At 65.8% G+C, this 12,310-nt stretch carries 12 protein-coding genes; 6 read left to right on the forward strand and 6 right to left on the reverse strand.

Annotated features, from left to right (window positions below; translation table 11 throughout):
* Positions 1-85 precede the first annotated feature (85 nt).
* Entirely contained in the window at positions 86-973 is an 888-nt protein-coding gene (locus DFP89_RS02930; protein ID WP_114347897.1) for a cation diffusion facilitator family transporter, read from the forward strand.
* A gap of 283 nt (positions 974-1,256) precedes the next feature.
* Positions 1,257-2,606, forward strand: coding sequence for a dicarboxylate/amino acid:cation symporter (locus DFP89_RS02935; protein WP_114347898.1), 1,350 nt, complete (start codon positions 1,257-1,259; stop codon positions 2,604-2,606).
* A gap of 64 nt (positions 2,607-2,670) precedes the next feature.
* Here DFP89_RS02935 and DFP89_RS02940 read toward each other — a convergent pair whose 3' ends face one another.
* The 5 genes from DFP89_RS02940 to DFP89_RS02960 form a co-directional block, all read right to left on the reverse strand.
* Positions 2,671-3,681 carry an ABC transporter ATP-binding protein gene (locus DFP89_RS02940; protein ID WP_114347899.1) on the reverse strand — a complete coding sequence of 337 codons (1,011 nt, stop codon included), beginning with the start codon at positions 3,679-3,681 and terminating at the stop codon, positions 2,671-2,673.
* A gap of 25 nt (positions 3,682-3,706) precedes the next feature.
* Entirely contained in the window at positions 3,707-4,546 is an 840-nt protein-coding gene (locus DFP89_RS02945; RefSeq protein WP_114348075.1) for a carbohydrate ABC transporter permease, read from the reverse strand.
* 10 nt (positions 4,547-4,556) lie between these two features.
* On the reverse strand, positions 4,557-5,474 hold the full coding sequence (locus DFP89_RS02950; RefSeq protein WP_114348076.1) for a carbohydrate ABC transporter permease: 918 nt from the start codon (positions 5,472-5,474) through the stop codon (positions 4,557-4,559).
* 96 nt (positions 5,475-5,570) lie between these two features.
* The gene (locus DFP89_RS02955; protein ID WP_114347900.1) at positions 5,571-6,830 is read right to left on the reverse strand and encodes an ABC transporter substrate-binding protein; all 1,260 of its coding nucleotides are present in this window, start codon (positions 6,828-6,830) and stop codon (positions 5,571-5,573) included.
* 24 nt (positions 6,831-6,854) lie between these two features.
* The gene (locus tag DFP89_RS02960; protein WP_114347901.1) at positions 6,855-7,757 is read right to left on the reverse strand and encodes an N-acetylmuramic acid 6-phosphate etherase; all 903 of its coding nucleotides are present in this window, start codon (positions 7,755-7,757) and stop codon (positions 6,855-6,857) included.
* A gap of 152 nt (positions 7,758-7,909) precedes the next feature.
* Here DFP89_RS02960 and DFP89_RS02965 point away from each other — a divergent pair, with 152 nt between their 5' ends.
* Genes DFP89_RS02965 through nagA form a run of 4 tightly spaced genes read left to right on the forward strand, consistent with a single transcriptional unit; the run spans position 7,910 to position 11,653 of the window.
* On the forward strand, positions 7,910-8,743 hold the full coding sequence (locus tag DFP89_RS02965; RefSeq protein WP_114347902.1) for a glucosamine kinase nucleotide-binding domain-containing protein: 834 nt from the start codon (positions 7,910-7,912) through the stop codon (positions 8,741-8,743).
* Positions 8,743-9,513 carry a GntR family transcriptional regulator gene (locus tag DFP89_RS02970; protein ID WP_114347903.1) on the forward strand — a complete coding sequence of 257 codons (771 nt, stop codon included), beginning with the start codon at positions 8,743-8,745 and terminating at the stop codon, positions 9,511-9,513. The genes DFP89_RS02965 and DFP89_RS02970 overlap by 1 nt, the downstream gene beginning before the upstream one ends.
* Positions 9,510-10,535: an SIS domain-containing protein gene (locus DFP89_RS02975; protein ID WP_114347904.1), complete on the forward strand. Its 1,026-nt coding sequence runs from the start codon at positions 9,510-9,512 to the stop codon at positions 10,533-10,535. Before DFP89_RS02970 ends, DFP89_RS02975 begins: the two co-directional genes overlap by 4 nt.
* Positions 10,535-11,653 (forward strand): N-acetylglucosamine-6-phosphate deacetylase, encoded by a 1,119-nt coding sequence (gene nagA / locus DFP89_RS02980; protein WP_114347905.1) that lies wholly within the window; start codon positions 10,535-10,537, stop codon positions 11,651-11,653. Before DFP89_RS02975 ends, nagA begins: the two co-directional genes overlap by 1 nt.
* A 91-nt stretch (positions 11,654-11,744) precedes the next feature.
* On the opposite strand, the gene DFP89_RS02985 is transcribed toward nagA, so the two are convergent.
* On the reverse strand, positions 11,745-12,080 hold the full coding sequence (locus DFP89_RS02985; RefSeq protein ID WP_114348077.1) for a DUF2794 domain-containing protein: 336 nt from the start codon (positions 12,078-12,080) through the stop codon (positions 11,745-11,747).
* Positions 12,081-12,310 lie beyond the last annotated feature (230 nt).

Raw genomic sequence — 12,310 nt, forward strand, 5'->3', positions numbered from 1 at the left:
GATTTTCGCCCCCTCGCCCCCTTGGCGATCAGCCGGCTTGGCGTCTAGAAGGCCAGTCCAAGGCTCCGACACAAAGGAATCGCCCATGTCCAGAACCGAAAAGATCGCCATCGGCAGCATTCTGGTCGGCCTTGTCGTGCTGGCGCTGAAGACCTTTGCCTGGTGGCTGACCGGCTCGGTCGCGCTGATGTCGGATGCGATGGAAAGCATCGTCAACGTCGCCACCGCCGTCGCGGCGCTGATCGCCATCCGCATCGCCGCCCGCCCCGCCGACCGCGACCACCCTTACGGCCACCACAAGGCCGAATTCTTCAGCGCCGTGCTGGAGGGGGTGATGATCATCGTCGCCGCGCTGCTGATCCTGCGCGAGGCATGGCACGGCTTTCTGGCCCCGAGGATGCTGGAGGCGCCGCTGGAGGGGCTTTTGGTCAATGGCTTTGCCAGCGTCTTGAACGCGATCTGGTGCTGGGTGCTGATCTCGCGCGGGCGCAGGCTGCGCTCGCCGGCGCTGGTGGCGGACGGGCATCACCTGTTGTCGGACGTGATTTCCTCAGGCGGTGTGGTGCTGGGCGTGGCACTGGCCGTCGTGACCGGCTGGGCGGTTCTGGACCCGGCGCTGGCAGCGCTGGTCGCCGTCAATATCCTGTGGTCGGGCTGGAAGGTGATGACCGCCTCGCTTTCGGGGCTGATGGACGAGGCCGTGGACAATGGTACGCTGGACGATATCCGCGCCATCATCTCGGACAAGGCGACCGGCGCGCTCGAGGCCCATGATCTGCGCACCCGCCACGCCGGGCCGCGCACCTTCATCGACTTTCATCTGGTCGTGGACGGCCAGACCACCGTCGATGCCGCCCATGACATCTGCGACCGGATCGAACAGGCGCTGAAGGCCAAGCTGCCGGACGCGATGATCACCATCCATGTCGAGCCGGAACACAAGGCCAAGCATGCGGGCGTGCTGGTGATCTGAGACCCGCCGGGCGCCCCGCCAACCGCCCCGCTGCAACCCGCGCGCGATTCGCCGCATCGCGGCGCAGAGCCTCGGCAAGCTGCCGAAAATCCGGCAGAATCGCCGGAAACCCATCCCGAAATTCATCATTTCCCGGCCTGAAACCGCGTGGGGGCTTGACCTTGGGTCAGGCGAGCCGTGCAATCGGATTTCACGCGGGTGCTGCCGCACCGGAGCATTATCCGGCTGGACCGGCCCGGCCCCGCGCCAGATGCAGGTATTTTTACAGCGGGGTTTGGGAAAGATGTCAGACACAAGCGAATCCGGCGGCGGCATGTCGCTGACGACCAAGATCATGCTGGGCATGGCCGGTGGGCTGATCGTCGGGATCATCCTGAACATGCTCGGCTCGGCCAGCCTGAACGGCTGGCTGGTGGACGGGCTGTTCAGCATGGTCGGCGCGGCCTTCGTGAACGGGCTGAAGATGCTGGTGGTGCCGCTGGTGGTGTTTTCGCTGATCTGCGGCGTGCTGGGGATCGGCGATATCCGCGTGCTGGGCCGGGTCGGCGGCAAGTCCTTCGTGCTTTACATCGCCACCACCGCCATCGCCATCGCCACGGCCATCGTGCTGGGCATCCTGATCGGGCCGGGCAAGGGTTTCGTGATGGAGGGGGTGGACGCCTCGCTGGTCAAGACCGCCGATGCGCCGACCGTCTGGCAGGTCTTTGCCAATATCGTGCCTTCGAACCCGGTCGCGGCCATGGCCAGCGGCGACATGCTGCAGATCATCTTTTACGTCATCGTGGTGGGCGTCGCCGCGCTGATGCTGGGCGAACGCTCGGCCGATTTCGCGCGGGCCTGCGAATATCTGAACGAACTGGCGATGAAGATCGTCGATATTGTCATGAGCTTTGCGCCTTACGGCGTCTTCTGCCTGATCGCCAAGGTCTTCGCCAAGGAAGGGATCGAGCTGTTCATCCCGGTTCTGGCCTATGTGGTCACGCTGACCAGCGCGCTTTTCCTGCATCTCTTCGTGACGCTGATGATCATCCTGAAGCTGATGTCGGGGCTGAACCCCTTTACCTTCATCACCAAGATCCGCCCGGCGCAGATCTTCGCCTTTTCCACCGCCAGCTCAAACGCCACCATCCCCGTCACCTATCGCTGCGTGACCGAGCGCATGGGCGTCGACAATTCCGTGGCCTCGTTCACGGTGCCGCTGGGCGCCACGATCAACATGGACGGCACCGCCATCATGCAGGGCGTGGCGACGGTGTTTCTGGCCAATGTCTATGGCGTCGATCTGGGTCTTGGCGGCTACCTGACCGTCATCGCCATGTCGGTTCTGGCCTCGATCGGGACGGCGGGCGTGCCGGGCGTAGGTCTGGTCATGCTGACCATGGTGCTGACGCAGGTGGGCCTGCCGATCGAGGGCATCGCCCTGATCCTTGGCGTCGACCGGCTGATGGACATGATCCGCACGGCGGTGAACATCACCGGCGACGCGGTGGTCAGCGTCATCGTCGCCAAGGGCGAGGGCAAGATGGATGTTTCGGTCTATAACGACCCCGAGGCCGGCGCCACCGCCGGCGGGCTGGAGATCGACCCCGAGGCCGAGGCCAAGCTGGCCGCGCTGGCCCGCCACGAGGCCTGAAAACGGGAAACCCCCGCCACGCTGATCCGTGGCGGGGGCCCTCAGCCGCGCCGGAGGGAGAGGCTCAGCGCAGGCGTTTCCCCTCGGCGTCGAAGTGAAAGACCCGCGTCGGGTCCAGCCGCATTCCGACCGCCTCATCGACCGCGTAATCCTGTTCGCCGAAGAGCCGCACGGTCAGCAGCCCGTGATCCTCGGTATGGACATAGACCAGCGTCTCGCCGCCCAGCTTCTCGACATGGCTGACACGGCCGGGGATGCGGCCGGGCTCCATGCTTGCGCCATGGTCCAGCGACAGATGCTCGGGGCGGATGCCCAGCGTCTCCGAGGACAGGCCCAGCTTGCCAGATTTCAGGAAATTCATCTGCGGGCTGCCGATGAAGCCGGCGACAAAGGTGTTGTCGGGGTCGTTATACAGGTCCATCGGCCGGCCCACCTGTTCGACCCGGCCGGCGCGCAGCACCACGATCTTGTCCGCGAGCGTCATCGCCTCGACCTGATCATGGGTCACATAGATCATCGTGGCGCCAAGGTCGCGATGCAGTTTTGCGATCTCGATCCGGGTCTGCACGCGCAGGGCCGCATCAAGGTTCGACAGCGGCTCGTCGAACAAAAACAGCTTGGGCGTCCGGACGATGGCACGGCCGATGGCGACGCGCTGGCGCTGGCCGCCAGAAAGCTCGGCCGGGCGGCGCTCCATCAGCGCGTCCAGCGCCAGCATGGCCCCGGCGCGGTCGGTCGCCTGCGCGATCTGGGGTTTCGGCACCCCCGCCTGCTTCAGCGCCAGCCCCATATTGTCGCGCACGGTCAGATGCGGGTAAAGCGCATAGCTTTGAAAGACCATGGCGATTTCGCGCTTGGCCGGGGCCAGATCGTTGATGCGCGTCCCGTCCACCGCCACATCGCCCGAGGTCACGTCCTCAAGCCCGGCGATCATGCGCAAAAGCGTGGACTTGCCGCAGCCCGAGGGGCCGACAAAGACGCAGAACTCGCCGTCATCGACATGCAGGTCGACCCCCTTGATCACATCGGTGCGGCCAAAGGATTTGGTGACTTGGGTCAGCGTCAGGGCGCCCATGGGCATTCCTCCTTGCAGGGGGCGATCATTTCACGGCTCCGGCGGTGATGCCGCGGATCAGCTGGCGCGAGAAGATCAGATACAGGACCAGAACCGGCACGATGGCGAGGCCAAGCGCCGCCAGAACTGCGTTCCAGTTGGTGACGAACTGGCCGATGAAGACCTGGCTGCCCAGCGTGATGGTCTTGGTCGCCTCGGAGGGCGCAAGGATCAGCGGGAACCACAGATCGTTCCAGATCGGGATCATGGTAAAGACGGCGACGGTGGCCATGGCGGGGCGCACCAGGGGCAGGACCAGCCGGAAAAAGATGCGGTATTCCGACAGCCCGTCGATGCGGCCCGCGTCCTTGAGGTCGGCGGAGACCCCGCGCATGAACTCGGACAGGATGAAGACGGCCAGCGGCAGCCCTTGCGCGGTATAGACCAGGATCAGCGCCGTCAGCGTATTGACCAGCCCCGAGGCCACCATCAATTGCAGGATCGCCACCGTCCCCAGCCGGATCGGGATCATGATCCCCAGCGCCAGATACAGCCCCATCAGCAGATTGCCGCGAAAGCGGTATTCCGACAGCGCGAAGGCGGCCATGGCCCCGAACAGCAAGACGAAGAACAGGCTGGCGACCGTCACCGTCATCGAGTTCAGGAAATATTGCAGGAAATCTCCCTGCGCCAGGACGGTCTTGTAGCCGACCAGATCGAAGGTCTCGGCGCTCGGCAGCGCCAGCGGATCGGCAAAGATGGCACGGCGGTTCTTGAAGCTGTTGACCACGATCACAAAGACCGGAAACAGCGCGATCAGCGTATATCCCAGCAGGATGCCATGTGCGGCAAGGCTGCGCAGGGGGGAATGGCGGGCGGTGCTCATCATCGGACCCCTAGAACTGATAGCGGCGCAGCCGCGTCTGGATGGCGAACAGATAGAAGCAGACGCCCAGAAGGATGATCCCGAACATGGCCGTGGCGATGGTCGCCCCCATATGCGGGTCGCCGATCTGCAACTGGAAACCAAAGAAGGTCCGGTAAAGGAACGTCCCCAGGATATCGGTGGCGAAATTCGGCCCGGCCAAGGCCCCCTGCGTCACATAGATCAGGTCGAAGGCGTTGAAGTTCCCGACAAATGTCAGGACCGAGATGATCCCGATCGAGGGCAGGATCAAGGGCAGCTTGATCTTCCAGAACTGCGCCCAGCCGGTGACGCCGTCCATCTCGGCGGCCTCGATCACCTCGTCGGGAATGGACAGCAAGGCGGCATAGATCAGCATCATCGGGATGCCGACGAATTGCCAGACCGAGACCAGCGCCAGCGTGGTCAGCGCATATTCTTCCTTGCCCAGCCAGGGCGCGAACAGGGCCTTCAGCCCCACCGCGTCCAGCATGCCGGGCGCAATCCCCCAGATCGGCGACAGGATCAGCTTCCAGACGAAACCCACGATCACGAATGACAGGATCGTCGGGATAAAGATCGCCGTCCGGTAAAACGCCGCCCCCCGCAACCGCGGCGAGGATAACAGCGCCGCCAAGAGCACCCCGATCGGGTTCTGCACCAGCATGTGGATGACGAAGAACCAGGCATTGTTGCCCAGCGCATTCCAGAACGCATCGCTCCAGCGCGGATCGCCAAACAGCGTGGCAAAGTTCCGCAAGCCGACAAAGACCCGGTTGCCCTGATCCAGATTGAACAGCGACAGGTTCAGCGTCCCGAACAGCGGCACGATCATGATGGCGGTATAGACCAGCACCGCGGGCGCAAGAAACACCGCGATATGCCAGCGAATCTGCTTTCGCTGCGCCATGACGCCTCCCTCATTCTTCTTCAGGAAAATATCCTCGGGGGGTGCGGGGGGCGGAAAGCCCCCCGCCATCGCCGGGCCGTCAGGCCCGGCAACAGATCACTTCTTCTGCGGCTCGTACCAGCTCGCCAGACCGTCCTGCAGGCGCTTTGCCGCATCTTCGGGCGTCTCAGTACCCTTGATGACATTGGCGCTGGCATTCCAGGTCTCGTTCTCAAGGTTCGGCGTCCCGCGCGACAGGATCTGATAGGTCGAGCGGATCGTCGGCTCACAGGTCTCGCGCCAGCTGACGAACTCTTTCGCCAACGGGTCCGCCATCTCGACCGCAGCCGAGTTCAGCGAGAAGAACCCCGGCAGGGCATTGGCATAAAGCGTGGCGAATTCCGACGAGCCGACCCATTCCAGGAACTTCTTCGTCTGTTCGGGATGCTTCGTCGCCGCATTCATGCCCATGGCGATGTCGGTATGGTCGCTGATATAGCATTTGTCGCCATCAGCCGCGACCGGCGGCGGGAAGGCCCCCATCTCGAAGGCGCCGCCGATCTGCGGGCCGAACACGCCAATCTCCCACGAGCCGGTCGGATAGATCGCGGCGCGGCCCAGCGTGAACAGGTTCTGGCTGTCGGGATAGGTCTGCGCCTCGAACCCGTCGCCCAGATAGTCCTTCCATTTCGCCAGCTGGCGGAAGGGGGCGACCCATGCCTCGTCGGTCAGGCTCGAGGTGCCGGCGATCAGCGCCTTGCGGCCCTCTTCGCCCTTCCAGTAGTTCGGGCCGATATTCTGATAGCCCATGGTTGCGGCTTCCCATTGGTCGTTGGTGCCCATCGCCATCGGGATATAGGTGCCGTTCGCCTTGATCTTCTCCAGCGCGGCAAAGAACTCGGCCTCGGTCTTGGGCGGCGTCAGGCCCAGCTCGTCAAAGATCGCGCGGTTATAGATGAAGCCATGGATCACCGAGGCCATCGGCACGCAGAAGGTCTTGGTCGCGTCATCCGTCTGCCAGGCCGATTTCGCCACGTCCGAGAAATTGGCCATCGCCGCCATATCGCTCAGATCGGCAAGCTTGCCCTTGTTGAACAGCTCAAGCGAGGCGTCAAAGGGCCGGCAGGTGACCAGATCGCCGGCCGAACCGGCATCCAGCTTGGAGTTCAGCACCGCATTGTATTCCGCCGGGGCCGAGGGCGCGAAGACGACCTTGATGCCGGGATTGGCGGCCTCGAATGCCGGGATGATCTTTTCCTGCCAGATCGCCAGATCGTCGTTGCGCCAGCTTTCGATGGTCAGGGTGACATCCTCGGCCCATGCCGCCCCGGAGAGCAGCGTGCTGGCCAGCAACGCGTATCGGATGGTCTTGGTCATGGTCTTCTCCCTGTGATGGGTTTCTCACGAACCCGCTTGATGAAATCCTTGCAGAAGCGGCGCCAGATGGCCGCCATTCTGCGAAAGCGCCGCCGTCGCCGCCTCGGGGGTCATGCCCCGCGCCACCAGAACCGCCGGCTTGACCGCACCGGACACACGCGCCAGCGCCGCCTCGGCCGCGTCGCGGGGCATATCGGCCACCGCCGCGACGATGCGCGCGGCGCGGTCAACCAGCTTGATATTGTCGGCCACCAGATTGACCATATAGCCGTCATGAATATGGCCCAGCCGCGTCGCCGCCAGAACCGAGACCATGTTCAGCGCCACTTTCTGCGCCGTCGCCGCCCCCATCCGGGTCGAGCCGGCGACCACCTCGGGCCCGGTCTCGATCAGCACCGAAATATCGGCCAGCCCCAGCAACGCCGAGCCGGGCACATTGGCAAATCCCGCCACCGTCACGCCCCGCGCCCGCGCCGCCTCGGCGATGGCCAGCGCATAGGGCGTCCGCCCCGAGGCTGACAGGACCAAAAGCGTGTCCCCCGCCGCCAGCCCCGCGCGGTCCAGATCGGCCAGGGCCAGCGCCGGGTCATCCTCGACGCTGCCCTTCATGTGCAAAAGCGCATCGGCCCCGCCGGCGAACATCATCGGCGTGCGTTCGGGCGCGATGCCGAAGGTGCCGGCCAGTTCCAGACAATCCGCCAGTGCCATCAACCCCGAGGACCCCGCCCCGGCATAGCCCAGCTTGCCCCCCGCCCGCAGCGAGGCGGCGGCGGCATCGGCCACCCGCTCCAGCGCCGCAATCGCCGGCGTGAGCGCCTTCAGCGCGTCGATCTGCGCCGCCAGCAGGATCGACAACGCATCCCTGCCGCCAAGGGTATGAAACCCCTCGGCTCCGGGATGGCGTCCCTCGGTGCTGGATTCGGTCATGTGATTCCTCCTGTTCGATGTATGATGCCAAAAGAATACCAATTGTAAAGACATTTCTTGAATCGGCGCATTTGCAGCCATTTTTGCTGGAATTACGAATGATACTTCCCTTTTGGTATTCTTTTGGTATCGTGCAAGCAAAAGGGGGCATCATGACGCTTTTTCTGGCTGTTGACGGTGGGGGTACGGGATGCCGGGCGGCGCTGGCCGATGCGCAGGGGCGCATTCTGGGTCAGGGCGCGGCCGGTCCCGCCAATATCTCGATCGAGACGGAAAGCGCCTGCGCCAATATCCTTAGCGCCGCCCGCGCCGCGCTTCATGCCGCCGGTCAGGGCCATCTGGACGATCTGGACGCCGTGCTGGGGCTGGCGGGGGCCAATGTCACCGCCTCGGCGCGGCGCCTGCAGGCGATGCTGCCCTTTCGCCGCACGCGCATCGTCACCGACGTGGTCACCGCCACGGCAGGCGCCCTGCAAAGCGGCGATGGCATCGTCGCCGCCATGGGCACCGGCTCGGTCTTTGCGGTGCAGGCGGGCGGCCAGTTCCGCCAATATGGCGGGCGCGGCTTTCTGCTGGGCGACGAAGGGGGCGGCGCGGTTCTGGGCCGCGCCCTGCTCTCTGACGCCCTGCGGGCCGAGGACGGCTTTGCCCCGATGACGCCCCTGTTGCAGGAGGTGCTGACCGAACTGGGCGGGGTCGAGGGCGTGATCTCGTTCGGGCTGCGCGCCAAGCCCGTCGAGTTTGGCAGCTTTGCCCCCCGCATCGTCGAAAGCGCGGACCCGGCGGCGCGGCGCATCTTTGACGCCGCGGTCGCGCAGATCCGCGATATGATCGGGATGCTGCAACAGGGCCGCGACCTGCCGGTGATCTTTCTGGGCGGGCTGGGCGGCCATTACGCGAAACGGCTGGCGGGGCTTTGGGACATTCGCGCGCCCTTGGGCAGCGGGCTGGACGGGGCGCTGTTTCTGGCGCGGCAGGAGGGATGATGGGCGAAATCTTCACCCCCGGCGCCTTCGAGGAAAGCGGCGGCGGGCCGCTTTACCTGCAATTGCACCGGCTGATCGCCGAGGCCATCGCCTCGGGGCAGCTCAAGCCCGGCGACAGCCTGCCGTCCGAGCGGGAACTGGCGGTGATGACGGGCCTGTCGCGCGTCACCGTGCGCAAGGGCGTGGCGGAACTGGTCAGCTCGGGGCAGCTCGTGCAGCGGCGCGGCTCGGGCACCTTCGTTGCGCCCAAGGTCGAAAAGCTGGAACAGGCGCTGTCGCTTCTGACCTCGTTCACCGAGGACATGGAGCGGCGCGGGCGCAATGTCGAAAGCCGCTGGATCGCGCGCGGCCTGCATGCCCCCGCCCCCGAGGAAGTCATGGCGCTGGGGCTGGGCGCGGGCGAGCGCGTGGCGCGGCTGGAACGGGTGCGCAGCTCGGACGGGGTGCCCTTGGCGATCGAGCGCGCCTCGCTCTCGCAGCGCATCCTGCCCGATCCCGAACAGGTCACCGATTCGCTTTACGCCATGCTGGAAAGCCGGGGCCAGCGCCCGGTGCGCGCCGTGCAGCGCATCTCGGCCGCCAATCTGAACGCCAAGGATGCGGAATTGCTGGACGTGGCGCCCGGCGTCGCCGGGCTTCGGATCGAACGCATCTCCTACCTGCCCTCGGGCAAGGTGGTCGAATTCACCCGCTCACTTTATCGCGGCGATGCCTATGATTTCGCCGTGGAACTGAAACTCGCGCCCGATGGCGAAAGGAATCCCCAATGAGCCAGACCCACATGGCCCGCGAAGTGGCCGAAATCCCGCAGGCCGCCGCCCGTTTTCTGGAGCAGTCGCGTCAGGCGGTGCTGGATGCGGCGGCGGCGCTGAAACGCAAGGATCCCGACCTGATCGTGACCGTGGCGCGCGGATCCTCGGACCATGCCGCGACCTATCTGAAATACGCCTTCGAGCTTGAGGCGGGCATACCCATCGCCTCGGTCGGGCCGTCCATCGCCTCGATCTATCGCCGGCCCCTGCGGCTGGGCAAGGCGGCCTGCATCGGCATTTCGCAATCGGGCCGCAGCCCCGACGGGGTCGAGATGATGCGCGCCTCGGGTCAGGGGGGCGCGCTTTCGATCGCCATCACCAATTTCGAGGACAGCGCCATGGCGCAGGTCTCGGCCCACTGCCTGCCCCTGCAGGCGGGCGAGGAGAAAAGCGTCGCCGCCACCAAGACCTTTATCTGTTCGGTGCTGGCGGGCCTGTCCCTGCTGGCGGAATGGGCCAGCGATCACGCCTTGCAGGACGCCTTGGCCGCGCTGCCCGAGGCACTGGCCCAGGCGATCGAGCTGGACTGGTCGCCCTTGTCGGCGCGGCTGGCGCGGGCCAATTCCGCCTATGTGCTGGGGCGCGGCCCGGGCTTTGCCATCGCCTGCGAATCGGCGCTGAAATTCAAGGAAACCAGCGGCATCCATGCCGAGGCCTATTCGGCGGCCGAGGTTCTGCACGGCCCCTCGGCCATCGTGCAGGCGAATTTCCCGGTGCTGGCGCTGGGGATCGAGGACGCCGCCCTGCCGCAACTGCAGGCCACGGCCGAGCGGCTGGCGGCGCAGGGCGCGGATGTCTTTGTCACCGGCGCCGAGGTGGCGGGCGCGGTCACGCTGCCCTCGGTCCGCGGGCTGCATCCGCTGGTCGCGCCGCTGGTCATGCAGGCGGGCTTTTACGCCTTTATCGAGGGGCTGGCGCGGCGGCGCGGCTTCGACCCCGACACGCCCCCGCATCTGCGCAAGGTGACGGAGACGGTCTGATGGCGCGCGAGATCCTGACCGGGGCGCGGATCTTTGACGGCAGCCGCCTGATCGACCGCCATGCGCTGGTGATCGAGGATGGCCATATCGCCGCCATCCTGCCCGAGGACAAGGTGCCCCGGGCCGGGGCACGCACGGTGCCGGGGATCCTTGCCCCGGCCTTCCTTGACCTGCAGGTGAATGGCGGCGGCGGAATCATGGTCGACGGCGCCACCGATCTGGCGGCGCTGCGCCATATCTGCGCCGCCCATCGCAGCCTGGGCACGGGAGGTATCCTGCCCACATTGATCACCGACACGCCGGAGGCGACCGCCAATGTCATCGCCGCCGGGATTGCCGCTGCGGATGCCGGTGTCCCCGGCTTCCTTGGCCTGCATCTGGAAGGCCCGCATCTCGACCCGCGCCGCAAGGGCGCCCATGATCCGGCGCTGATCCGGCCCATGACCGGTGATGACCTTGCCCGCCTGTGCGAGGCCGCGCGCCGCCTGCCCGTGCTGATGGTGACGCTGGCCCCGGAATCGGCGAGCCCGCAGCAGATCGCGGCGCTTGCGGGTGCCGGCGCCGTGGTCAGCCTTGGCCACAGCGATTGCAGCTATGACGAGGCCCGCGCGGCATTTGAGGCCGGCGCGCGCTGCGCCACCCATCTTTTCAACGCCATGAGCCAGATCGGCCATCGCGCGCCGGGTCTGGCCGGGGCGATCCTGTCGGGACAGGCCGGGGCCGGGCTGATCGCGGATGGCATCCACGTCCATCCGGCGGTGATGGGGCTGGCGCTGGCCGCGCGGCCAGAGGGGATTTTCCTTGTCACCGATTGCATGGCATTCGCCGGCACCGACCTGACCGAGATGGAACTGAACGGCCGGCAGGTGCTGCGCCGCGACGGTCGGCTGACGCTGGCCGATGGCACGCTGGCCGGGGCCGACCTGACCTTGCCGCAGGCGATTGCCACGCTGGTTTCGCAGGTCGGCATCGCGCCCGAACGCGCGCTGGCCATGGCGACGCTGGAGCCGGCACGGCTGATCGGGTTGCAGGACAGCCATGGCAGGCTGGTGCCCGGCCGCAAGGCGGATCTGGTGCGGCTGGGACCGGATTTCCAGCTGATCGAACACCGGCTTTAGGCGGCCCGCCCGGATCTGCCGGGCGGCGACCCGCGGATATCATGGATGCGGCCCCGGGGGGCTGTCGGTCGCGCGGTCGGGATGCGCGCCGCTAATCCACTGGACGAATCAGCTTTTTCTCAAGCACGCGCAGCACTGCCGGCAGGTCGTGCCCGCGCTTCAGGACGCGCCCATCCATGCCGATCACCGCATATTGACCCTGCGCGGCCCGCAGTCGAGGCCGCTTTTCGATGCGGTAAAGCGGATTCTCGGCCGCACGGCGAAAGACGGAAAAGACCGCCATCTCGCGCAGGAAGGACATCGCATAGTCGCGCCATTCACCCGCAGCGACCATCCGGCCGTAAAGCGACAGGATCATGCCCAGCTCGGCCCGGTCGAAGGCCACACGGTCGTGGTCTGGGGAAATGCCGAAGAACGGGGTGCTCATGACATGATGGTGACATTGCCCGCAGGTCCGATCAACGAAAATTCGCGGCCAGGCCGCCACCGGCGCGAACGGCAGGACGATCACATTCCCCTTGGCGGGAGCTGTACCGTAAGGTTCGGCGATGCTTTGCCCATCGCCGTCATTTCAGCTATCCTTATCTGGTCTAATCAATGAGATCTGACTAGTTTTCTTGCCGGATTGTGACGTGGCGTCATTGAGTGCAGGGTTAT

Source organism: Paracoccus lutimaris, from assembly GCF_003337565.1.
GTDB classification, from domain to species: Bacteria; Pseudomonadota; Alphaproteobacteria; order Rhodobacterales; family Rhodobacteraceae; genus Paracoccus; species Paracoccus lutimaris.